The organism is Pantoea sp. GCM10028869, from assembly GCF_042666835.1.
GTDB lineage: Bacteria > Pseudomonadota > Gammaproteobacteria > Enterobacterales > Enterobacteriaceae > Pantoea > Pantoea leporis.
Genome location: NZ_JBHTGO010000005.1, coordinates 299,615 through 324,195 on the forward strand (window position 1 = coordinate 299,615; position 24,581 = coordinate 324,195).

The window sequence follows — 24,581 nt, forward strand, 5'->3', positions numbered from 1 at the left end:
TACGGAATCGAGAATCTGATGAGTGACTATAAATCTACCCTGAATTTGCCGGAAACGGGGTTCCCGATGCGTGGCGATCTGGCCAAGCGTGAACCGGGAATGCTGCAACGTTGGTATGATGACAACCTGTACGGCATCATCCGCGAAGCCAAAAAAGGGAAAAAAACCTTTATTTTGCACGATGGCCCTCCTTATGCGAACGGCAGCATTCATATTGGTCACTCAGTTAACAAGATTCTGAAAGACATTATCGTTAAGTCGAAAGGCATGGCGGGCTACGACTCGCCGTACGTTCCAGGTTGGGACTGCCACGGCTTGCCGATTGAGCACAAAGTTGAACAGATGATTGGTAAGCCGGGCGAAAAAGTGAGTGCGTCTGAATTCCGTGCCGCTTGCCGCCAATATGCGGCAGAGCAGGTTGAAGGGCAGAAAAATGACTTCATCCGCCTCGGCGTGCTCGGTGACTGGGATCGTCCTTATCTGACGATGAATTTCCAGACCGAAGCCAACATCATCCGTGCGCTGGGTAAAATCATCGGCAACGGCCATCTGCACAAAGGCGCTAAGCCGGTGCACTGGTGCATGGATTGCCGTTCGGCGCTGGCTGAAGCGGAAGTGGAGTATTACGACAAAACTTCGCCATCCATCGATGTGATGTTCAATGCCGTGGATGCCGATGCGGTGCGCGCGAAGTTTGGCGTCGCGGCTTCAGAAGGCCCGGTTTCACTGGTGATCTGGACCACCACGCCTTGGACCATGCCAGCCAACCGTGGTATCTCGCTGCATCCTGAATTTGAATACCAGCTGCTGCAAATCGACGGTCGCAGCCTGATTCTCGCCAAAGAGATGGTTGAGAGCGTGATGAAGCGCGCGGGCATCAGCGACTGGACCGTGCTGGGCGAATGCAACGGCGCGGCGCTGGAGCTGCAGCTGTTCCAGCATCCGTTCCTCGAGCAGATCCAATCGAAAGTGGTATTGGGTGAGCATGTGACGCTGGAAGCCGGTACCGGTGCGGTACATACCGCGCCAGGCCATGGCCCGGATGACTATGTTATCGGTCAGAAATACGGTCTGGAAACCGCCAACCCGGTGGGGCCGGATGGCGCGTATCTGCCAGGCACCTACCCGACGCTGGATGGTGTAAACGTCTTTAAAGCCAACGACATGATCGTTGAGCTGCTGAAAGAGAAGGGCGCGCTGCTGCACGTGGAGAAGCTGCTGCACAGCTACCCGCACTGCTGGCGTCATAAAACGCCAATCATCTTCCGTGCCACGCCACAATGGTTCATCAGCATGGATCAGAAAGGCCTGCGTGCGCAGTCGCTGAAAGAGATCAAAGGCGTGCAGTGGATCCCAGATTGGGGCCAGGCGCGTATCGAAGCGATGGTAGCGAACCGTCCGGACTGGTGTATCTCACGTCAGCGTACGTGGGGTGTGCCAATGGCGCTGTTCGTGCATAAAGAGAGCGAGCAGCTGCATCCGGATACGCTGGAGCTGATGGAGAAAGTCGCGAAACGGGTTGAGCAGGACGGCATTCAGGCGTGGTGGGATCTCGATCCGCGCGACCTGATGGGCGACGACGCGGACCATTACGTCAAAGTGCCAGACACCTTAGATGTCTGGTTCGACTCCGGATCAACCAGCTACGCGGTGGTGGATGCGCGTCCTGAATTCGGCGGCCATACGCCAGATATGTACCTGGAAGGTTCGGATCAGCATCGCGGCTGGTTCATGTCTTCACTGATGATCTCCACGGCGATGAAAGGCAAAGCGCCTTATCGTCAGGTACTGACGCACGGTTTCACCGTGGATGGTCAGGGCCGCAAGATGTCGAAATCGATCGGCAACACCGTGGCGCCGCAGGATGTGATGGATAAGCTGGGTGCAGACATTCTGCGTCTGTGGGTCGCTTCTACCGATTATTCCGGTGAGATGGCGGTCTCCGACGAAATCCTGAAGCGTGCCGCAGACAGCTATCGTCGTATCCGTAACACCGCGCGTTTCCTGCTGGCAAACCTTGCTGGCTTTAACCCGGCGACCGATTGCGTCAAGCCGGAAGAGATGGTGGTGGTGGATCGCTGGGCGGTTGGCCGTGCGCTGGCAGCGCAGCAGGATATCGTGCACTCCTACGAAAACTACGATTTCCACGAAGTGGTGCAGCGTCTGATGCACTTCTGCTCAATCGAAATGGGCTCGTTCTATCTCGATGTGATCAAAGATCGTCAGTACACCGCAAAAGGCGACAGCCTGGCGCGTCGCAGCTGCCAAACCGCGCTGTGGCACATCGTTGAAGCGCTGGTGCGCTGGATGGCGCCAATCATGTCCTTCACCGCAGACGAAATCTGGGGCTACCTGCCGGGCGAGCGCGCGAAATACGTGTTCACCGAAGAGTGGTATCAGGATCTGTTTGGTCTGGCAGATAACGAAACGCTGAACGATGCTTATTGGGATGATGTGCTGAAAGTCCGCGGTGAAGTGAACAAGGTGATTGAGCAAGCGCGTAGCGACAAACGCATCGGCGGTGCGCTGGAAGCGACGGTGACGCTGTATGCGGATGCCGAGCTGGCAGCCAAGCTGCAGGCGCTGGGCGATGAGCTGCGTTTCGTGCTGTTAACTTCAGGCGCGACCGTGGCGGATTACGCTACTGCCAGCGATGAAGCGCAGCAGAGCGAGCTGTTCAAAGGTCTGAAAATCGCGCTGCACAAAGCAGAAGGCGAGAAATGTCCGCGCTGCTGGCATTACACTACTGACGTTGGCCAGAATCCGGAGCATGCTGCGGTGTGTGGTCGTTGCTACACCAACGTCGCCGGCAATGGCGAACAGCGGAAATTTGCCTGATGAGTAAAGCGCTCTCTTCAACCGGTTTGCGCTGGCTTTGGCTGGTGCTGGTGGTGATTGCCATCGATTTTGGCAGCAAGATGTGGGTCATCAACAACATGATGCTGCATGAAACGCAGCCGCTGATGCCGTTCCTGAACCTGTTCTACGCGCATAATTATGGCGCGGCGTTCAGCTTCCTGGCCGACAAAGGCGGTTGGCAGCGCTGGTTCTTCGCCGGCATCGCCATTGCTATCGTGGTGGCGCTGTTGGTGATGATGTATCGCAACGCTGCCAGCAACAAATTAACCAATATTGCCTACGCCCTGATTATCGGCGGGGCGTTGGGTAACCTGTTTGACCGTTCGTATCACGGCTTTGTGGTCGATTTTATCGACTTCTATGTCGGTGACTGGCACTTCGCGACCTTTAACATCGCCGACTGTGCCATCTGCATCGGCGCGGCGCTGGTAGTGCTGGAAGGTTTTCTCAGCCCGAACGGCAAACCGGCTAAACAGAAAGGGTAACTGATGACAGACTTAGTTCAGCGCGATAGCGCGTTGCTGGTGCATTTTACGCTGAAGCTGGAGGATGGCTCGACGGCCGAATCCACGCGCGCCAACGGCAAACCTGCGCTGTTCCGTCTGGGTGATGGCAGCCTGTCGGGCGCGCTGGAACAGCAGCTACTCGGACGTAAAGTGGGCGACAAGCACGCATTTACGCTGGAGCCGGAAGATGCGTTTGGCGGCACCAGCCCGGATCTGGTTCAGTACTTCTCACGTCGTGACTTCAACGATGCGGGCGAGCCGGAAGTCGGTGCCATCATGCTGTTTAGCGGCCGCGGCGGCAGCGAAATGCCTGGCGTGATCCGTGAAGTGTCCGGTGACTCGATCACCGTAGACTTCAACCATCCGCTGGCGGGCCAGCGCATTCAGTTTGACATTGAAGTGCTGGAGATTGATCCGGCGCTGGAGGCCAACGATGCAAATCCTGTTAGCTAACCCACGCGGTTTCTGCGCAGGCGTTGATCGCGCCATCAGCATTGTTGAGCGCGCGCTGGAGATGTACGGCGCGCCCATCTACGTGCGTCACGAAGTGGTGCATAACCGCTACGTGGTGAGCAGCTTGCGCGAACGTGGGGCGATCTTCATTGAAGAGATCGCTGAAGTGCCGGATAACGCTATTCTGATCTTCTCCGCGCACGGCGTATCGCAAGCGGTTCGCGCCGAAGCCAAAGCGCGTAACCTCACCATGCTGTTTGATGCAACCTGTCCGCTGGTGACCAAAGTGCATATGGAAGTGGCGCGCGCTAGCCGTAAAGGTGTTGAAGCGATTCTTATTGGTCACGCGGGGCATCCGGAAGTGGAAGGCACCATGGGCCAGTACAGCAATCCTAACGGCGGCATGTATCTGGTGGAATCGCCGGAAGATGTGTTCAAGCTGAACGTCAAAGATGAGAGCAACCTGTGCTTTATGACGCAGACCACACTTTCAGTCGATGATACTTCGGACGTGATTGATGCACTGCGTCAGCGCTTCCCGGCGATTATCGGTCCACGTAAAGATGACATCTGCTACGCCACTACCAACCGTCAGGAAGCGGTACGCGTCTTAGCGCGTGATGCTGAAGTGGTGCTGGTCGTTGGATCGAAAAACTCCTCTAACTCGAACCGTTTGGCCGAACTGGCGCAGCGTGCTGGTAAGCTGGCGAAGCTGATTGATTCGGCTGATGACATCCAGGAAGAGTGGGTCAAAGACAAGCAGGTCATCGGCGTCACAGCGGGCGCTTCTGCTCCTGATATTCTGGTGCAACAGGTGATTCAACGTCTGCGTGAGCTCGGCGGTGAAGCGGCGATTGAGCTGATTGGCCGTGAAGAGAACATCGTGTTTGAAGTGCCAAAAGAGCTGCGCGTCGACGTGCGAAACGTGCAGTAAGCGGTTTACACCGCAGTAAAATCAGGCCGACATTGTTCGGCCTTTTCTTTGCCTGTCGCTACAGGAAATCCTGCTTCCAGCATGCGGGATTGCTTTTACTGATAATGTTTCGCGGCTGGCATAAAATTCTTATATCCCTTTATTGTTGTGGCGTGACTGTTATCTGACCGTTAACCTGTTTACGCTTTACATGCATAGATTTGTATCAGGAATGAATAATTATGAGTGAAATCCGCATTGCTATCGTTGGTGCGCCGGGTCGCATGGGACGCAATTTGATTCAGGCCGTACAGCAGGCGGAAGGTGTTGCGCTAGGCGCAGCACTGGCGCGTAGCGGTTCGTCATTGCTGGGCGTAGATGCTGGCGAACTGGCGGGCATCGGTAAAACGGGCGTGATCGTCTCTGACGACCTGCAAAAGGTGGTTAACGACTTCGATGTCCTGATCGATTTTACCCGTCCGGAAGGCACGCTGGAGTATCTGGCGTTTTGCCGACAGCACAACAAAGCGATGGTGATCGGTACCACCGGTTTTGATGAAGCCGGTAAAGCGGCGATTCGCGCGGCTGCTGAAGAGATTGGCATCGTGTTCGCCGCTAACTTCAGCGTGGGCGTCAACCTGGTGCTGAATCTGCTGCAGCAGGCAGCGAAGGTGATGGGCGACTACGCGGACATTGAAATCGTTGAAGCGCACCATCGTCACAAAGTTGATGCACCATCAGGTACTGCGCTGGCGATGGGCGAAGCGATTGCCGATGCCATGAAGTGGAATCTGGATGAGCACGCGGTGTATGCCCGTGAAGGTCATACCGGTGAGCGTAAAGCGCAAACCATCGGATTTGCTACCGTGCGCGCTGGTGATATCGTCGGCGAACACACCGCGATGTTTGCAGATATTGGTGAGCGCGTAGAGATTACCCACAAGGCTTCCAGCCGTATGACCTTTGCAAATGGTGCAGTTAAAGCGGCAAGCTGGTTAAAGAACAAGAAATCTGGCCTTTACGACATGCGTGATGTGCTGGATTTATCGATGTTGTGAGTGTTGTGAACCATCGTGATGTGGTTATTTCAATCGGTAAGACATTGATTGACGAGGGCAATGTGATCATTGCCCTTTATTTTATCTGTAAATGACCATTTTGCTATATTATTGGTTCGAAGTGCTTATTTGTCGAAGTTGATGAGTGATTATCAGGCTTGCGATGGCTAATTTTGACCGTTTGGTCAAAAATTTATGCGCGCCAGCACCAGTTTGCCATTATCGCCGTCAGGCAACCGATTATTTTTCCGAGTTATCTCACTCTTTTGTCGCCTTTCGCCGTTTTTAACATTCAGTTGCCCGAAATATACAAAAAAATAACCACATATTGTAGACAAGGTGCGGGGCGATCATTAGAATGCGCGCAATTTGCCAAAATTCGAGTACTCAGGCGGGTTTTGCATTGATTCTGGTACTGCTTTTGAATTAATATGCAAATATTGTGACTGTTTATTCCCTGGAGGATGTTTTGATTAAGTCAGCGCTCTTGGTTCTGGAAGACGGAACCCAATTCCACGGTCGGGCCATCGGGGCTACGGGGTCGGCAGTGGGGGAAGTTGTTTTCAACACTTCAATGACCGGTTATCAAGAAATCCTCACTGATCCTTCCTATTCCCGCCAAATCGTTACCCTCACTTATCCCCATATCGGCAATGTTGGCGTTAACGCCGCCGATGAAGAATCCAGCCAAATCCATGCTCAAGGCCTCGTTATTCGCGATCTGCCGCTGATTACCAGCAACTTCCGCAGCGAAGAAAGTCTGGCAGCTTACCTGCAGCGCAATAACATCGTTGGCATCGCCGATATCGACACGCGTAAACTGACCCGTTTGCTGCGCGAGAAGGGTGCACAGAGCGGCTGCATTATTGCGGGTGATAATCCGGATGCCGCACTGGCGCTGCAGAAAGCGCAGGCGTTCCCGGGCTTGAAAGGCATGGATCTGGCGAAAGAAGTGACAACCGCGGAAACCTACGCGTGGCAGCAGGGCAGCTGGACACTGGAAGGTGACCTGCCGGAGCAGAAAACGGCGGAAGAGCTGCCGTTCCATGTGGTGGCGTACGATTACGGCGCTAAGCGCAACATCCTGCGTATGCTGGTGGATCGCGGCTGCCGCCTGACGGTCGTGCCGGCGCAAACTCCGGCGGAAGAGGTTCTGGCACTTAATCCAGACGGTATTTTTCTGTCGAACGGTCCTGGCGACCCGGAGCCATGCGACTACGCCATTAACGCCATTCAGGCGTTCCTGAAAACCGATGTTCCGGTATTCGGTATCTGCCTTGGCCACCAGCTGTTAGCGCTGGCGAGCGGTGCCAAAACCATCAAGATGAAACTCGGCCACCACGGCGGCAACCATCCGGTAAAAGATCTTGATAACAACACCGTGATGATCACCGCACAGAACCACGGTTTTGCGGTTGATGACAGCCAATTACCGGCCAATCTGCGCGTGACGCATGTGTCGCTGTTCGACCAAACCGTGCAGGGCATTCATCGCACTGACAAACCGGCCTTCAGCTTCCAGGGACACCCGGAAGCGAGCCCAGGCCCGCACGATGCGGCGCCACTGTTCGATCACTTTATCGAATTGATCAAAGCATACCGTTCTAACGCGAAGTAATCAGGAGCCCACGATGCCAAAACGTACAGACATAAAATCCATCCTGATTCTTGGTGCTGGCCCGATCGTTATCGGCCAGGCATGTGAATTTGACTACTCCGGTGCGCAGGCGTGTAAAGCGCTGCGTGAAGAGGGCTACCGCGTCATTCTGGTGAACTCGAACCCGGCAACCATTATGACCGACCCGGAAATGGCCGATGCGACTTACATCGAGCCGATTCACTGGGAAGTGGTACGCAAGATTATCGAAAAAGAGCGCCCGGATGCGGTGCTGCCAACCATGGGCGGCCAGACAGCTCTGAACTGTGCGCTGGAGCTGGAGCGTCAGGGCGTGCTGGCTGAGTTCGGCGTCACCATGATTGGTGCAACTGCCGATGCCATTGATAAAGCCGAAGATCGTCGTCGCTTCGACGTGGCGATGAAGAGCATTGGTCTGGGCACCGCACGTTCCGGTATCGCGCATACCATGGAAGAAGCGCTGGCGGTGGCCGAAGACGTTGGCTTCCCGTGCATCATCCGCCCTTCCTTTACGATGGGCGGCACTGGCGGCGGTATCGCCTATAACCGCGAAGAGTTCGAAGAGATTTGCGAACGCGGTCTGGACTTGTCGCCAACCAATGAGCTGCTGATTGATGAGTCGCTGATTGGCTGGAAAGAGTACGAGATGGAAGTGGTACGTGATAAAAACGACAACTGTATCATCGTCTGCTCGATCGAAAACTTCGATGCAATGGGCATCCACACCGGTGACTCTATCACCGTGGCGCCCGCGCAAACTCTGACCGACAAAGAGTATCAAATCATGCGTAACGCCTCGCTGGCGGTACTGCGTGAAATCGGTGTCGAAACCGGTGGTTCGAACGTCCAGTTCTCGGTGAACCCGAAAGATGGCCGTATGATCGTCATTGAAATGAACCCGCGCGTATCGCGTTCGTCAGCGCTGGCTTCAAAAGCGACCGGCTTCCCGATTGCCAAAGTGGCGGCAAAACTGGCGGTGGGCTTTACCCTTGATGAACTGATGAACGACATCACCGGCGGCTTAACGCCTGCATCGTTCGAACCCTCTATCGACTACGTCGTTACCAAGATTCCTCGCTTCAACTTCGAGAAGTTCGCCGGTGCCAACGATCGTCTGACCACGCAGATGAAATCGGTCGGTGAAGTGATGGCGATTGGCCGCACGTTCCAGGAATCGATGCAGAAAGCGCTGCGCGGTCTGGAAGTCGGTGCCAACGGTTTCGACCCGAAAGTCAGCCTCGACGATCCAGAAGCGTTAACGCGCATTCGCCGCGAACTGAAAGATGCCGGTTCTGACCGTATCTGGTACATCGCCGATGCGTTCCGCGCCGGCATGTCAGTTGATGGTGTGTTCAACCTCACCAACATTGATCGCTGGTTCCTGGTGCAGATTGAAGAGCTGGTGCGTCTGGAAGAGCAGGTTGAACGCGAAGGTGTGAACTCGCTGAACGCGGAGTTCCTGCGCGCGCTGAAGCGTAAAGGCTTTGCTGATGTCCGTCTGGCCGCGCTGGCGGGCGTATCTGAGGGCGAAATCCGTAAGCTGCGTCAGCAATTTAACCTGCACCCGGTTTATAAACGCGTTGATACCTGCGCGGCTGAATTCGCCACCGACACCGCCTATATGTACTCAACCTACGAGGAAGAGTGCGAAGCCAATCCAAACCAGGATCGTGAAAAAATCATGATTCTGGGCGGCGGTCCAAACCGTATCGGCCAGGGCATCGAGTTTGATTACTGCTGCGTGCATGCGGCGCTGGCGCTGCGTGAAGACGGTTACGAGACCATCATGGTCAACTGTAACCCGGAAACCGTCTCAACCGACTACGACACCTCGGATCGCCTCTACTTCGAGCCGGTCACGCTGGAAGATGTGCTGGAAATCGTGCGTATCGAGAAGCCGAAAGGCGTCATCGTACAGTACGGCGGCCAGACGCCGCTGAAACTGGCACGCGCGCTGGAAGCGGCTGGCGTGCCGGTGATTGGTACCAGCCCGGACTCGATTGACCGTGCAGAAGACCGTGAGCGTTTCCAGCAGGCGGTTGATCGCCTGAGCCTGAAGCAGCCGGCTAACGCCACCGTTGCCACGCTGGAACAGGCCGTTGAGAAAGCAGCTGGGATCGGTTATCCGCTGGTGGTGCGTCCTTCTTATGTGCTGGGCGGCCGCGCGATGGAGATCGTTTACGACGAAATCGACCTGAAGCGTTACTTCCAGACCGCTGTATCGGTCTCTAACGATGCGCCAGTGCTGTTGGATCGCTTCCTCGATGATGCGGTTGAGGTGGATGTTGATGCGATTTGCGACGGCGAGCGCGTACTGATTGGCGGCATCATGGAGCACATCGAGCAGGCGGGCGTGCACTCCGGTGACTCCGCATGTTCACTGCCGGCCTACACGCTGAGCACTGAAATCCAGAACGTGATGCGTCAGCAGGTGGAAAAACTGGCCTTCGAGCTGAACGTACGTGGCCTGATGAACGTGCAGTTCGCGGTGAAGGACAATGAAGTTTACCTGATTGAGGTCAACCCACGTGCCGCGCGTACCGTGCCGTTCGTGTCGAAAGCCACTGGCGTGGCGCTGGCGAAGGTTGCCGCGCGCGTGATGGCAGGTAAAACGCTGGCTGAACAGGGCGTCACCAAAGAAGTAATTCCACCGTATTACTCGGTGAAAGAAGTGGTGCTGCCGTTCAACAAGTTCCCAGGCGTTGACCCGATTCTCGGCCCAGAGATGCGCTCTACCGGTGAAGTGATGGGCGTCGGTCGCACCTTCGCTGAAGCCTTCGCCAAAGCGATGCTGGGTGCCCAGAGCAACATGAAGAAAACCGGTCGCGCGTTGCTGTCAGTGCGTGAAGGCGATAAGAAACGTATCGTCGACCTGGCGGCAAAACTGCAGAAGTTTGGTTTCGAGCTGGATGCGACACACGGTACCGCAGTGGTGCTGGGCGAAGCGGGCATCAATCCACGTCTGGTAAACAAGGTGCATGAAGGTCGTCCGCACATTCAGGATCGCCTGAAGAATGGCGAATATACCTACATCGTCAACACCACGGCGGGACGTCAGGCGATTGAAGACTCCAAGCTGATTCGTCGTAGCGCGCTGCAGTACAAAGTGCATTACGACACCACGCTGAACGGCGGTTTTGCCACAGCGATGGCGCTGAACGCGGATCCAACGGAGCAGGTAATTTCGGTGCAGGAAATGCACGCGCAAATTAAAGGCTGATTCCAATTGGCTACCCATTAACGGCTCCTGCGGGGGCCGTTTTTTTATCCTTTTACCAATGCCCGCATTTCCTTATCTGTAAAAATCCTATTGATTTGACATATGTTTTATCAGTTGATGCGGAAAGCGTTACACCTCGGAATATCCGCACAAAATTATAAATAAGATCCCAGTTAGCGCACCGTACTATTTCGCCCGCTCACCAATAGAGCGCTCACCTTAACTGGGATATAAAAATGCAAATGCGTGCTTTCACTCTCAGCGCTATTGCTGCGTTACTCGCAGCGGCGCCACTCGCCAGCCAGGCGGAAATTACTTTACTCAAGCAGGATCCACAGGCGGGCGATGCGCTAAGCCGTCTCGACTTCAAAGTGGGCGGCAGTATTCGTCCGCAGTTCCAACATCAGAATGGCGTGAACGACAAATCGTACAAACGTAATGGCTACGACGGTGGCTCACGCTTCCGCTTCAGCGCCAATTATTACCTGTTCGACGACGTAAGCTGGGTCGGTTACTACGAGCTGGGCGTTAACTTCCCGGCCTGGTGGGGTTGGGACAATCATCATGCAGATGGTGCGAATAACACCTCGCGCCGCCAACTTTATACTGGCTTCAAAAGCGCCACCTTGGGTGAGCTCTACTTTGGTCAGCAGAACAGCGTTTACTACGATGTCGTAGGAGCGAAGACCGATATCTGGGATTACGACATGCTGGCGCAGGCGCCGGGCAACGGCATCAATGGTGATTACGATGGTTCTTACCGTTCGCGCAAAATGCTGAAGTACAAAAATACCTTCGGCGATGCGGATGTGTATGCGTCGTACCTGTTTGAAGATAATGAGTTCCTGCCAGGTAACGGCCTGCGCTATAAGCGTAAAGGCGGCGGCTCGCTGGGTGTGAACTATCACATCACCAAAGACCTGGCATGGGGCACTGCGTGGAACTACACCCGCGCCGATATCCGCAATCCAGGCAATGGCGACAGCAAACGCTATGACCAGAATATCTACGGTACCGCTCTGAGCTGGACGCCGGATAACTGGACGCTGTCAGCCGGAGCGGGTTGGTATGAGAACTTCTCCCCAACCAAACGTAATACCGTTAACAATTACTTCGCGGATGACGCGTGGGGCATCGAATACTTTGCCGGCTACAAATTCCCAATTGGCCAGTATGCGGTGAAATCTATTCAGCCTTACTTCATGGGCGACCGTCTGGAGTTCGTCAACGGACGTGACTACAAGCGTATTGATAACGGCGTTGGTGTGAGTGCGCAGCTGAATTACGGCTTCCGTGTCGACTACGAATATGTCATCACCTCCAGCACCGACAAGTCACTGGGCAACGTGAATCTGGTGCGTCTACGCTACGATTTCTAAAGCGTTTCAACGGCTCCTGCGGGAGCCGTTTTCTTTTTTTGCACAGAGTGCGCTTTTCTTTACACTGCGATACCAATAACGCGACGTTTCGCACGGAGTTGTGCCGCCTCGTCAGCAATTTCTGGCTCCTCGCCCCGCAATTGCCGGGAAAGTCGGTGTAAAACTCTGTCCAATAACAAAAGTGCGGTGGCATCGGAGCTTTACGCAAATAGCGGGGGCGGCCTATCGACGAAAGTTTCGCCTTTACGTATGATGGCGCCAATTTTTTCCAGTAGGTCTTTTAACATGATTAGTCTGATCGCGGCACTGGCAGCGGATCGCATTATTGGTATGGAAAACGCCATGCCATGGAACCTGCCAGCAGATTTGGCATGGTTCAAACGTAATACCTTGAATAAGCCGGTGATTATGGGTCGTCTGACCTTTGAATCGATTGGCCGCCCGCTTCCTGGACGCCTGAACATTGTGGTCAGCAGCCAGCCGGGCAACCACGAAGGCGTTACCTGGGTGACATCGCTGGAAGAGGCGGTAAAAGCGGCGGGTGATGTCGAAGAGATGATGGTGATTGGTGGTGGACGCGTTTACGAGCAGATGCTGGCTCGCGCGGATCGCCTCTACCTGACCCATATCGATGCGGAAGTGGAAGGGGATACGCAGTTCCCGGATTACGAACCGGACGAGTGGCAGTCAACCTTCAGCGAATTCCATGACGCCGATGAGCAGAACTCGCACAGCTACTGCTTCGAGATCCTGGATCGCCGCAAGTAACGTTGCCAGTGATGGCGACCCATAAAAAACCCCGCTTATGCGGGGTTTTTTATTTACGGCGTATCACTTAACGGTGGATGCGCACTCACCGCGCTGTCGGCCATTGCCTGTTCGCGATTGGATGCCTGTACGTAATACTGTTTGGTTTCCCAATGCAGCAGCGTCAATGTTCCACCCCAGCAGCAGCCGGTATCCAGACCAATCACATGTTCCGGTGTGCCTTTACCTTCCAGCGATGCCCAGTGACCAAAGATCTGCGTATAGTCGCTGTCGATTTTGCCCGGCACCTTAAACCACGGCTTGAGCGGCGGCGGCGCTGATTCAGGCGACTCTTTGCAGATCATATCCAGCTGGCCGTTCGGGAAGCAGAAGCGCATGCGCGTCAGCGCATTAGTGCTAAAGCGCAGTCGCGCCAGACCGCTGAGTTCCGGCGTCCAGTTGTTTGGCATGTCGCCATACATCGCATCCAGAAACAGCGGATAGCTGTCGCTGGAGAGCACCGCTTCCACTTCACGCGCGCACAGCTGCGCCGTCTCTAAATCCCATTGCGGCGTAATGCCCGCATGCGCCATCAACAGCTTCTTCTCTTCATCTACCTGCAACAGTGGCTGACGACGTAACCAGTTAATCAACTCATCGGCATCATCGGCTTCCAGCAGCGGCGTCAGGCGATCTTTCGGCTTGTTACGGCTGATACCGGCATACACCGCCAGCAAATGCAGGTCGTGATTACCCAGCACCAGGCGCACGCAATTTCCCAGCGATTTTACATAGCGCAGCACATCGAGCGAACCGGGGCCGCGCGCCACCAAATCGCCGGTAAGCCATAAGGTGTCCTGCTGCGGATCGAAGTCAACCTGCGCCAACAGCGCACGAAGCTCGTCATAACAGCCATGAACATCGCCAATCAGGTATGTACTCATTGTCAGTCCGATTAAAACGCGCCGCCCGGACGGGCCGGGCGGAGGAGGATTAGTGAATGTGGGTTTGCACCGCGAGTCGGAACACCGGAATCTCGACGTGGAACTCTTCGCCCGCATCGTCGATCATCACATAGTGGCCTTGCATGGTGCCCATCGGCGTCTCCAGAATCGCGCCGCTGGTGTACTGATACTCGCCGCCGGCCGCAATGTGCGGCTGTTCGCCGACCACGCCTTCACCTTGCACTTCAGTCTCGCGACCGTTGCCGTTGGTGATCAGCCAATAGCGGCTACGCAGCTGGACGTTGCTGCGCCCCAAATTGCGAATGGTGATGGTGTAGGCAAACACGTAGCGATCCTCGTCGGGCAAGGATTGCGACTCCACATACTGGCTATGCACATGGATACAGACGCGGGCCAAATCACTCATGCACTCAACTCTCCGGAGTTTCTGCCTGATGCTTGCTCAACCAGTTTGCCAGTTGGCAATATTGCGCCACAGAGACGTTCTCTGCACGCAGCGAGGCATCGATTTCTAATTGATCCAGCGCACCAGCCGCAAACATATGAGCAAGGCTGTTGCGCAGCGTTTTACGGCGTTTACCAAAGGCTTCCGTGGTGATACGGCTCAGCAGACGAATATCGCTGACCGGATACTGTGGCTGCATATACGGTACTAAACGCACCACGGCCGATTCCACTTTCGGTGCCGGCGTGAAGGATTCTGGTGGCACTTCGAGCACAGGAATAACCTGGCAATAGTACTGCGCCATCACGCTCAAACGACCGTAAGCTTTGCTGCCCGGACCGGCGACTAAACGATTCACCACTTCTTTCTGCAGCATGAAGTGCATATCTTTAATCGAACCAGTATAGCTGAAAAGGTGGAACATCAGCGGCGTCGAGATGTTGTACGGCAGGTTGCCGAACACGCGTAGCGGCTGACCTTTCTCTTGCGCCAGCGCAGAGAAATCAAAGGTCATCGCATCCTGCTGGAAAATGGTCAGCTTAGGACCGAGGAACGGGTGCGTTTGCAGACGCGCAGCAAGGTCGCGGTCCAGCTCGACCACGGTCAGCTCATCCAGACGTTCGCCTACCGGCTCGGTTAATGCACCCAAGCCGGGGCCGATTTCCACGATAGCTTCACCTTTTTGCGGGTGAATGGCGGAGACAATGCTATCGATAATGTACTGATCGTTCAGGAAGTTCTGCCCGAAACGTTTACGGGCGTAATGCCCCTGATGGACGCGATTATTCATTACTGCTCTTGATCATAGTGATGGCGAGATTAAGCGCCGTGATAAAGCTGCCCGGTTCTGCCTGACCGAGACCGGCTAATTCAAGCGCGGTGCCGTGATCGACAGAAGTCCGGATAAAGGGCAGGCCAAGTGTGATATTCACCGCGCGGCCAAACCCCTGAAATTTTAGCACCGGCAAGCCCTGGTCGTGATACATCGCCAGAACTGCATCGGCATGTTGCAGGTATTTCGGCTGGAACAGCGTATCGGCTGGCAGAGGTCCGGTAAGTTGGATGCCTTGCTGGCGCAGTTCGTTGAGGGCCGGAATGATAGTATCAATCTCTTCGCGGCCCATATGGCCGCTCTCGCCGGCATGCGGATTAAGGCCGCAGACGAAAATATGAGGATGCGGTAAACCAAACTTCTGCTGCAGATCCCGATGCAGAATGGTGATCACTTCATGCAGCGTGTCGCGGGTAATTGCGGCAGAAACATCTTTCAGCGGCAGATGGGTGGTAGCCAATGCCACACGCAACTCTTCTGTTGCCAGCATCATCACCACTAAATCGCCACCGGCGCGATCGGCAAAAAACTCGGTATGACCGGTAAACGGAATGCCCGCATCGTTGATCACGCCTTTGTGCACCGGACCGGTAATCAGCGCGGCAAATTCGCCGTTCAGACAACCGTCACAGGCGCGCATCAGCGTTTCCAGCACGTAGTGACTGTTTGCGACGCAGAGTTCTCCGGCGGTCACTGGCTGAGCGGTATCGACCTGCAGCAGCGTAAGCGTGCCGGCCTGCTGCGGTTGTGCCGCAACGCCAGGTTGATAGTCACGCAGCGTCAGCGGCAAACCCAATAAAGCAGCGCGACGGCGCAAAAGCTCGCCGTCGCAGCAGACCACCAATTCAACCGGCCAGTTTTGCTGCGCCAGTTGCAGGGTGAGGTCGGGACCAATCCCGGCGGGTTCGCCGGGCGTGATCACCACACGATAATTACTGACCATTGTTATCCAGAATTTTCACGTAAGCACTGGCGCGCTGTTCCTGCATCCAGGTTTGCGCTTCTTCCGCGAATTTACGGTTGAACAGCATGCGATAGGCGCGCTCTTTCTGCGCGGCATCGGTCTTATCAACCTGACGCGTATCCAGCAACTGAATCAAGTGCCAGCCAAATGAGGAGTGAACCGGCTGGCTGACCTGGCCTTTCTGCAACTTCAGCAATGCATCGCGGAATGCCGGATCGTAAATCTCTGGAGATGCCCAGCCGAGATCGCCGCCCTGGTTAGCCGAACCCGGATCGTCGGAGAACTGTTTGGCCGCTGCGGCGAAGGTGGTTTTACCACTTTTAATATCCGCTGCGATCTGTTCGATTTTGGCCTGCGCCTGAGCGTCGGTCAGGATCGGTGACGGCTTCAGCAGAATGTGACGCGCATGCACCTCAGTCACAGAGATGCTTTTGCTTTCGCCACGCAGGTCGTTCACCTTCAGGATGTGGAACCCAACACCTGAACGGATTGGACCGACGATATCGCCTTTCTTCGCGGTGCTCAGCGCTTGCGAGAACAGCGTTGGCAGCTCTTCAATTTTGCCCCAACCCATGTTGCCGCCTTTCAGCGCCTGCGGATCGGCTGAGTAAGTCACGGCCAGCTTGCCGAAATCGGCGCCGCCTTTCAGCTGAGCAACCAGTTGGCGCGCCAGCGTTTCCTGGTCGTCAACCTGCTGCTGCGTCGGGTTTTCTGACAGCGGCAGCAGAATCTGGCTGATGTTAAGCTCAGTACCTTGCGTGTTCTGCGCACCCACCTGCGTAGCCAGCGTATCCACTTCCTGCGGCAGGATAGTGACGCGGCGACGCACTTCGTTGTTACGCACTTCTGAAATCAGCATCTCTTTGCGGATCTGCGCACGATAATCGTTGTAGTTCATACCGTCGTAGGCCAGACGGCTACGCAGCTGATCGAGGCTCATGCGGTTTTGGGCGGCAATGTTCTGAATTGCCTGATCCAGCTGCTGATCGGTAATCTGCACGCCCGCTCTTTCACCCATTTGCAGAATGATGGCATCCATGACCTGACGTTCAAGGATCTGATGACGTAAGGTTTTGTCATCAGGGAGTTGCTGGTTTGCCTGCTGCGCCTGTGATTTCACGGTGCGCATCATGTTATCAACGTCACTTTCCAGTACCACGCCGTTGTTCACGACTGCGGCAACTTTATCAACCACTTGTGGGGCTGCGAACGCAGTGTTAGCGGTAATCGCTACACCAAGAATCAGCATTCTCCAGTTCTTCATACTTTATCCATTGTTGTTTCCGCACTGCGGGAGAGCCTGTCAAACATCACAACATCAGAAAGCGCGCTGGTAAGGGATGATGCCCTGACGCAGCATTTCGTTGGTGCCTAAGCCATAGTTAGAACTCAGACCACGCAGCTCAATGTTGAATGAGATTTGGTTGTCATACTTACTGTCGTTGTTTTCCCAACCGTTGATCTTGCGTTCGTAACCCAGACGAATGGCATAGCAGCACGAGCTGTACTGCAGGCCGACCAGCTGTTCAGCCGGACGACTGTTGCGGGTATCGTAGTAATAACCGCCCACCAGTGACCAGGCATCCGCAATCGGCCAGCTGGCAGTGCCGCCCACCTGTGAAATCCCGTTTTTATAGATCGGGTTAGTCACCAGGCTTGAGTTATTCAGCGCCTGCGCCACATATTCCGGGCTGCTGTAGCGATAGCTCAGCTGCACCATACGATCGGCATCCTGACGATACTCAACTACCGCATTGCCCTGCGCGACGTTATCGAGGCGGGTGTCATATTGCAGACCGCCACGCGCCCCCCAGCGATCGCTGATTTTCCAGTACGTGTCGCCGGCCCAAACCAGGCTGCCGGTGTCATCTTCTTTGTTCGTCTGGTTTACGCCGGTACGAGACGGGGTAAACGAGTAGATTTGACCCACAGAAACGTTAAAACGTTCAACCAGATCGTTATCATAAATACGCGTGGTTACGCCGGTCGCCACTTCATTTGCTGAAGCGATGCGATCCAGGCCGCTATAGGTACGATCGCGGAACAGGCCGGTGTAGTCGGTTTGCAGCAACGTCGAGTCGTACGGATAGATATTGCTCTGGTTACGATAGGGGACGTAAAGGTACTGAACACGCGGTTCCAGCGTTTGCGTATAGCCTGGTTCCCAGTCCATATCGCGGTCAAACACCAGGCGGCCATCCACTTTGAACTGGGGCAGCGTGCGGTTGACCGAGTTTTCCAGCTGATTATCACGAGCGGTATTAACCGAGGTGTTGTAATACTCAACGTCATCCTGCTGATAATGGGTTGCCAGGAATTTCGCTTCGGTATCGAGACTCGCCCAGCCGTTAGACAGCGGCAAATTCAACGTTGGCTCAACATGCAGACGCGTGGTTTCAGGCATCTGGCTATTCACGTTGGTAAATTTCACCGCCTGCGCAAAGATTCGACCATCAAACGGCCCCATATCGTTCTGATAGAAGTTCAGATCGAGCTGCGGCATCGCACGATAGACGTTGCTGTTGCTGGTGTTACCAAACACCTGGAAGTCTTTGGTCGACAGCGTCGCGTCCCAATTGGTATCCGCGTAGCCAAGGCTGAATTTCTGCGTGGCGTAACCATCGGTGGAGCTGTAATACTTCGACTCAAGATCGTTGAAGTAATAGGGATCGCTTACTTTGGTGTAGTCAGCGTTGAAGCGCCAGTGCTGGTCGTATACACCCGAATGGCGCCAGTAGAACAGCCAGCGATCGGAACTATCGTCCTGCGCGATACCACGCACTGCTTTGTCATTGTCGTACTGCTTATCTGACTGCAGATAATCCAGCTCCATCAAGCCTGCGCCAAACACCGTCAAATAGCGGAATTCGTTCTGCAGCTGCAGACCGCGTTTTTCCATATAGTGCGGCGTGATGGTGGCATCGGCCTGCGGCGCGATGTTCCAGTAATACGGCAGCATGAATTCGAAGCCGTTATTACTGCCGTATTTCGCATTCGGGATCAGGAAACCGGAGCGGCGGCGATCGCCAATCGGTAGCTGTAAATAAGGGCTGTAAAAGACCGGCACATTGCCGAGCTTAAAGCGGGCGTTCCAGATTTCCGCGACTTCTTCTTCGCGGTCCTGAATCACTTCGGAACCGACCACGCTCCAGCTGTTGGAACCCGGCAAACAAGAGGTAAAGCTGCCGTTTTCCAGAATGGTGTAGCGATTGTTACCGCGCAGTTTCATCTGATCGGCATCGCCGCGGCCCTGACGGCCAACCATCTGATAATCACCGTTCCACACGTTGGTGTCTTTGGTGTTCAGATTTGACCAGGCTTTCGGACCTTTGAGGATGACCTGATTGTCGTCATAGTGCACATTACCCAGCGCATCCACGGTACGAACCGGCGTGGTTTGGCCTTCCTGCTGACGTTGATGCAGCTGTACCTCGTCGGAACGCAGGCGGCTATTGCCTTGCTGCACGTCGACGTTACCGGTGAACACCGCATCATCCGGATAGTTGCCTTTGGCGGAATCAGAATGGATGGTGACCGGCAGCGAGTTGGTGTCGCCATTGACCAGCGGGCGGTTGTAACTCGGCACGCCCAGCATGCACTGCGACATCAGATCGTCGGCGAGTGATGACTGGCTATAAAGCGCTGCACCAATCATGGTAGCCAGCAAGGTAGGTATACGTTTTTTCATACGCGGTTTCGATAATTCCATGAAAACTGGCATCATGCCGACAATCCGGTCAGAGACTAACTTACTGCCCGGCGTTGCGCCAGTGTTAATCCTTGTCTGTCCGCGTTGCCGTTAGGCGCTGAGATAAATGACAGGTATGATAATGCAATTTTCAGCCGCAAGCATGGCGAATTGAGGAGTTTATGCGCTACTGGGGAAAAGTAATTGGTCTGGCGCTCGGGATATTTTCCGGGGCAGGCTTTTGGGGCATTGTACTGGGTCTGATCATTGGTCACATGTTTGACAAAGTGCGCAGCGTAAAAGGACAGGGCTATTTCGCCAATAACCAGGCGCGTCAGACGCTGTTTTTCAGTACCACATTTCAGGTGATGGGCCATTTGACCAAATCAAAAGGGCGCGTCACCGAAGCGGATATCCAGATTGCTTCCTTATTTATGGATCGCATGCAGCTGCATGGCGATGCGCGCACTGCCGCGCAGCGTGCGTTCCGTGAAGGTAAACAGAGCGACTATCCGCTGCGCAGTAAACTGCGCGAGCTGCGCAGCGCCTGCTTTGGCCGGTTTGATCTGATTCGGATGTTTCTGGAAATCCAAATCCAGGCCGCCTTCGCCGATGGTTCACTGCATCCCAACGAACGTCAGGTGCTGTATGTGATTGCCGAAGAGCTGGGTATTTCACGCGCACAGTTCGATCAGTTCCTGCGCATGATGGAAGGCGGTCAGCAGTTTGGTGGCGGCGGTTCTTCCCGCGGCGGCGCCTATCAGCAGGCGCAACGCGGTCCTACGCTGGAAGATGCCTGCAGCGTGCTGGGCGTGAAAAGCAGCGATGATGGCACCACCATCAAGCGCGCGTACCGTAAGCTGATGAGCGAACATCATCCTGACAAGCTGGTGGCGAAAGGTTTACCGCCGGAAATGATGGAGATGGCGAAGCAGAAAGCGCAGGAGATTCAGGCGGCTTACGATCTGATTCGTAAGGAGAAAGGGTTTAAATAATTTTATTGCTGTCCCCCATCCCGGCCTTCCCCCGCAAACGGGGGAAGGAGATACTGCCCCATGCAGCTTCATCACTAACATGTAGCAACATCTTCCTCCCCCATTTATGGGGGAGGACCGAGGTGGGGGGCAGCAAGCACGGAACGAGGAGGGGACTGCAAGCACGGACTGAGGAGGGGCAGCATCTCCAACACTAAAATCCCGCCGGCTGCCTGAACGTCATGCTATTGCCAAACGCCGGATGGGTGATCGTCAGCGACTCCGCATGCAACTGCAAACGCGGCGCCATCGCCAGCGCCTCATCATGTGCATAAAAGCGGTCGCCAAGAATCGGATGCCCCAGCGCCAGCAGATGCACACGCAGCTGGTGTGAGCGTCCGGTAATTGGCTTAAGCTTGACGCGCGCACTGTTCGTGGCTTCATACTCCAGCACCTGATATTCGGTCTGCGCCGCTTTGCCGTTCTCGAAACACACCATTTGCTTCGGCCGATTCGGCCAGTCGCAAATCAGCGGCAGATCGATCAAACCCTCTTCTGCCGCCGGATGGCCCCACACGCGCGCCACATAGTATTTGGAAGGCTCGCGCTCGCGGAACTGTCGCTTGAGCTCACGCTCAGCCGCTTTATTCAGGGCCACGACGATCACGCCGCTGGTAGCCATATCGAGACGGTGCACCGATTCCGCCTGCGGGAAATCACGCTGGATGCGCGTCATCACGCTATCCTTGTGCTCTTCGAGACGGCCCGGCACCGACAGCAACCCGCTCGGTTTATTCACCACCATAATGTGCTCGTCCTGATACAGAATATGCAGCCAGGGTTCGAGCGGCGGGTTGTAAGCTTCCATCAGCATGATGTCGCGGTCCTGAACATTATTGGTGCGTGACCACGATCAGACGCAGCGCATCGAGACGCCAGCCTGCATCGCCCAGGCTTTCCAATACCTGTTCGCGATTGCTTTCCAGCGCTTCAACCTCGTCATCACGGATGTTGGGGTTAACCGCGCGCAGCGCTTCGAGACGTGACAGCTCAGCACCGAGTTTCTCTTCGGCTTCCACTTTCGCTGCCGCGATAATCGCCTGCGCTTCCGGAACGATCGCTTTTTCGGCCTGGGTCAGAATCTCGTGCACGTCTTGCTGCACCGCATTCACCAGCTTGCTGCCGGTATGGCGATTCACCGCATTCAACTGACGGTTAAAGCTTTCGAACTCCACTTTGCCTGCCAGATTGTTCCCGGCACGATCCATCAGCAAACGCACCGGCGTTGGCGGCAGGAAGCGGGTGAGCTGCAGGCTTTTCGGCGCTTGCGCTTCAACCACATAGATCATCTCGACCAGCAGCGTCCCAACCGGCAGCGCCTTGTTCTTCAGCAGTGACAGCGCACAGCTACCGGTATCGCCCGAAAGGATCAGGTCGAGGCCGTTGAGGATCAGCGGATGTTCCCAGGTAATAAACTGGGTATCTTCGCGCGACAGCGCCTGGTTGCGGTTAAAGGTCACGGTGCAACCCTCTTCCGGCAGGCCAGGGAAATCAGGCACCAGCATGTGATCGGATGGCGTCAGCACAATCAGGCTGTCGCTGCGGTCTTCCTGATTGATGCCGACGATATCGAACAGGTTCAGCGCAAAGTTAACCAGATCGGTATCGTTGTCCTGCTCGCCGATGGCATTTGCCAGCTCCTGAGCGGCTTCACCGCCGTTGGAGTTCAGTTCCAGTAAGCGATCGCGTCCCTGTTCCAGCTGTGCTTTCAGCGCATCGTGCTGCTTACGGCTTGCGCTGATGAACTCATCGAGTCCCTGCGGATTTTCCGGCGCGGCAAGATATTCAATCAGCTGATTATACTCGTTGTCATAAATGGCGCGGCCAGTTGGGCAGGTGTGTTCAAACGCATCCAACCCTTCGTGATACCAGCGCAGCAGCACCGCCTGCGCGGTTTTTTCCAGCCACGGCACCAGAATCTGGATGTCATGCATCTGGCCGATACGATCGAGACGACCGATACGCTGCTCCAGCAGATCCGGGTTGAACGGCAAATCGAACATCACCAAACGGCTTGCGAACTGGAAGTTACGGCCTTCAGAACCGATTTCGGAACACAGCAACACCTGCGCGCCATCCTCTTCGGAGGCGAAGAAGGCTGCTGCGCGGTCGCGTTCGATAATCGATAGGCCTTCGTGGAACACGGCGGCACGGATGCCTTCGCGCTCACGCAGCACCTGCTCCAGCTGCAGCGCGGTGGCGGCTTTGGCGCAGATCACCAGCACTTTCTCTTTGCGGTTGCTGGTGAGGTAACCCATCAGCCACTCAACGCGCGGATCGAAGTTCCACCATGTGCCGCTATCGCCTTCAAATTCCTGATAAATCTGCTCGGGATACAGCATGTCACGCGCGCGCTCTTCTGCGCTTTTGCGCGTGCCCATTATGCCGGAGACTTTAATCGCGGTTTGATACTGCGCGGGCAGCGGCAGACGAATCTGGTGCAGCTCGCGTTTCGGGAAGCCCTTCACGCCGTTACGGGTGTTACGGAACAGCACGCGGCTGGTGCCGTGGCGATCCATCAGCATCGAGACCAGCTCTTTACGCGCGTCTTCTTTGCCATCGCGATCGCTGTTCGCCACTTGCAGCAGCGGCTCGATATCCTGTTCACCGATCAGATCGTTAATCAGGTTCATCTCATCTTTGCTGATGGCGTGGTCGGCCAGCAGCGAGCTCACCGCATCGGCCACCGGACGATAATGCTGCTGCTCTTCGACAAACTGGCCGAAATCGTGGAAACGATTTGGGTCGAGCAGACGCAGACGCGCAAAGTGGCTCTCTAAGCCCAGCTGTTCTGGCGTGGCAGTCAGCAACAGTACGCCAGCGGTTTTCTCTGCCAGCTGCTCGATAACCTGATATTCGCGGCTCGGTGCGTCTTCGCTCCATGCCAGATGGTGCGCTTCATCAACCACCAGCAGATCCCACTCGGCATCGGCCAGCAGCTCAAGACGCTGCTTGTTACGGCGTACAAAATCGAGCGAACAGATAATCAGCTGCTCGGTTTCAAAGGCATTGTCGCTGTCGTGCTGCGCTTCGGTGTAGCGATCGTCATCAAACAGCGCAAAGCGCAGGTTAAAGCGACGCAGCATTTCCACCAGCCACTGATGTTGCAGCGTTTCCGGCACCACAATCAGCACGCGCTCGGCACGACCGGCCAGCAGCTGTTGCTGGATGATCATCCCGGCTTCAATGGTTTTACCCAAGCCCACTTCATCTGCCAGCAGCACGCGCGGCGCGTGGCGACGGCCGACATCGTGAGCTATGTGCAGCTGATGCGGAATCAAATTGGTGCGCATCCCGCGCAGGCCGCTGATCGGCAGGCGGTATTGCTCGCTGTGGTATTTGCGTGCGCGGAAACGCAGCGCAAAGCGGTCCATGCGGTCGAGCTGACCGGCGAACAGGCGATCCTGCGGCTTGCTGAACACCAGTTTGCTGTCCAGCATCACTTCGCGCATGACGACGCCCGCTTCTTCGGTGTCGAGACGTGTGCCGATGTAAGTCATTAAATCGTTTTCGTTGCGGACTTCATCGACGGTCATCTGCCAGCCTTCGTGGCTGGTGATGGTGTCACCCGGATTGAAAATCACACGAGTGACCGGAGAATCGTTTCGGGCATACAGGCGGTTTTCGCCGGTTGCCGGAAAAAGCATGGTGATCATGCGCGTATCGAGCGCGACCACCGTGCCCAATCCCAGTTCACTTTCCGTATCACTAATCCAGCGCTGACCCAGTGTAAAAACCATATATTTTTTGCTCGACTCTCTGACATGCCATAAAGAAGTTCACCTGTACTCAGGCAATACCCAACCGCCAAACGGGTGTTTGGTCAGATTGTGAGTGCGGTGAGAATCAGGAAGGGCGCTATGGTACTGGATGGCAAGGCAT

General features: G+C 55.4%; 18 protein-coding genes. 10 read left to right on the top strand and 8 right to left on the bottom strand.

The genetic code is table 11. The features are described from left to right. The first annotated feature begins 18 nt into the window (after positions 1 to 18). The 9 genes from ileS (at position 19) to folA (ending at position 12,792) form a co-directional block, all read left to right on the top strand. Positions 19 to 2,838 carry an isoleucine--tRNA ligase gene (gene ileS, locus ACFQW4_RS15415; RefSeq protein ID WP_192412412.1) on the top strand — a complete coding sequence of 940 codons (2,820 nt, stop codon included), beginning with the start codon at positions 19 to 21 and terminating at the stop codon, positions 2,836 to 2,838. Further along, positions 2,838 to 3,344, top strand: a complete 507-nt coding sequence (gene lspA / locus ACFQW4_RS15420; protein ID WP_101762147.1) for a signal peptidase II — start codon at positions 2,838 to 2,840, stop codon at positions 3,342 to 3,344. The genes ileS and lspA overlap by 1 nt, the downstream gene beginning before the upstream one ends. Positions 3,345 to 3,347: 3 nt before the next feature. Further along, complete coding sequence (gene fkpB, locus ACFQW4_RS15425; protein WP_101762146.1) at positions 3,348 to 3,818, top strand: FKBP-type peptidyl-prolyl cis-trans isomerase; 471 nt, start codon at positions 3,348 to 3,350, stop codon at positions 3,816 to 3,818. Continuing rightward, positions 3,799 to 4,752: a 4-hydroxy-3-methylbut-2-enyl diphosphate reductase gene (gene ispH / locus ACFQW4_RS15430; RefSeq protein WP_064737614.1), complete on the top strand. Its 954-nt coding sequence runs from the start codon at positions 3,799 to 3,801 to the stop codon at positions 4,750 to 4,752. Before fkpB ends, ispH begins: the two co-directional genes overlap by 20 nt. Positions 4,753 to 4,973: 221 nt before the next feature. After that, a complete protein-coding gene (dapB, locus tag ACFQW4_RS15435; protein ID WP_008108654.1) occupies positions 4,974 to 5,789 on the top strand; it encodes a 4-hydroxy-tetrahydrodipicolinate reductase in 816 nt (271 codons plus the stop codon). Between the two features lie 469 nt (positions 5,790 to 6,258). After that, positions 6,259 to 7,407, top strand: a complete 1,149-nt coding sequence (gene carA / locus ACFQW4_RS15440; RefSeq protein WP_101762144.1) for a glutamine-hydrolyzing carbamoyl-phosphate synthase small subunit — start codon at positions 6,259 to 6,261, stop codon at positions 7,405 to 7,407. A 13-nt stretch (positions 7,408 to 7,420) separates the two neighbouring features. Continuing rightward, the gene (gene carB, locus ACFQW4_RS15445; protein ID WP_101762143.1) at positions 7,421 to 10,645 is read left to right on the top strand and encodes a carbamoyl-phosphate synthase large subunit; all 3,225 of its coding nucleotides are present in this window, start codon (positions 7,421 to 7,423) and stop codon (positions 10,643 to 10,645) included. A gap of 236 nt (positions 10,646 to 10,881) precedes the next feature. After that, positions 10,882 to 12,024, top strand: coding sequence for a porin (locus ACFQW4_RS15450; protein WP_377726075.1), 1,143 nt, complete (start codon positions 10,882 to 10,884; stop codon positions 12,022 to 12,024). Positions 12,025 to 12,309: 285 nt separating this feature from the next. After that, positions 12,310 to 12,792: a type 3 dihydrofolate reductase gene (gene folA / locus ACFQW4_RS15455; protein WP_101762141.1), complete on the top strand. Its 483-nt coding sequence runs from the start codon at positions 12,310 to 12,312 to the stop codon at positions 12,790 to 12,792. A 53-nt stretch (positions 12,793 to 12,845) separates the two neighbouring features. Here folA and apaH read toward each other — a convergent pair whose 3' ends face one another. From apaH to lptD, 6 genes are read right to left on the bottom strand one after another with little or no spacing between them, the layout of a single operon-like run. Then, on the bottom strand, positions 12,846 to 13,715 hold the full coding sequence (gene apaH / locus ACFQW4_RS15460; RefSeq protein WP_210080882.1) for a bis(5'-nucleosyl)-tetraphosphatase (symmetrical) ApaH: 870 nt from the start codon (positions 13,713 to 13,715) through the stop codon (positions 12,846 to 12,848). Positions 13,716 to 13,764: 49 nt separating this feature from the next. Next, positions 13,765 to 14,142, bottom strand: coding sequence for a Co2+/Mg2+ efflux protein ApaG (gene apaG, locus ACFQW4_RS15465; protein WP_101762139.1), 378 nt, complete (start codon positions 14,140 to 14,142; stop codon positions 13,765 to 13,767). A 4-nt stretch (positions 14,143 to 14,146) separates the two neighbouring features. Then, positions 14,147 to 14,971 carry a 16S rRNA (adenine(1518)-N(6)/adenine(1519)-N(6))-dimethyltransferase RsmA gene (gene rsmA, locus ACFQW4_RS15470; protein WP_008108647.1) on the bottom strand — a complete coding sequence of 275 codons (825 nt, stop codon included), beginning with the start codon at positions 14,969 to 14,971 and terminating at the stop codon, positions 14,147 to 14,149. Continuing rightward, entirely contained in the window at positions 14,964 to 15,956 is a 993-nt protein-coding gene (pdxA, locus tag ACFQW4_RS15475) for a 4-hydroxythreonine-4-phosphate dehydrogenase PdxA (protein WP_137385139.1), read from the bottom strand. Before pdxA ends, rsmA begins: the two co-directional genes overlap by 8 nt. Then, a complete protein-coding gene (surA, locus tag ACFQW4_RS15480) occupies positions 15,946 to 17,241 on the bottom strand; it encodes a peptidylprolyl isomerase SurA (protein ID WP_101762137.1) in 1,296 nt (431 codons plus the stop codon). The genes pdxA and surA overlap by 11 nt, the downstream gene beginning before the upstream one ends. Positions 17,242 to 17,295: 54 nt before the next feature. Beyond that, a complete protein-coding gene (lptD, locus tag ACFQW4_RS15485) occupies positions 17,296 to 19,665 on the bottom strand; it encodes an LPS assembly protein LptD (protein ID WP_240632902.1) in 2,370 nt (789 codons plus the stop codon). Positions 19,666 to 19,847: 182 nt separating this feature from the next. Between lptD and djlA the strand changes: the two genes are divergently transcribed. Beyond that, complete coding sequence (gene djlA, locus ACFQW4_RS15490) at positions 19,848 to 20,660, top strand: co-chaperone DjlA (RefSeq protein WP_061718138.1); 813 nt, start codon at positions 19,848 to 19,850, stop codon at positions 20,658 to 20,660. A 193-nt stretch (positions 20,661 to 20,853) separates the two neighbouring features. On the opposite strand, the gene rluA is transcribed toward djlA, so the two are convergent. Together rluA and rapA are read right to left on the bottom strand one after the other, a co-directional pair. Continuing rightward, positions 20,854 to 21,513, bottom strand: coding sequence for a bifunctional tRNA pseudouridine(32) synthase/23S rRNA pseudouridine(746) synthase RluA (rluA, locus tag ACFQW4_RS15495; protein ID WP_137385141.1), 660 nt, complete (start codon positions 21,511 to 21,513; stop codon positions 20,854 to 20,856). 19 nt (positions 21,514 to 21,532) lie between these two features. Further along, on the bottom strand, positions 21,533 to 24,439 hold the full coding sequence (gene rapA, locus ACFQW4_RS15500) for an RNA polymerase-associated protein RapA (protein WP_110867512.1): 2,907 nt from the start codon (positions 24,437 to 24,439) through the stop codon (positions 21,533 to 21,535). Positions 24,440 to 24,581: the final 142 nt, after the last annotated feature.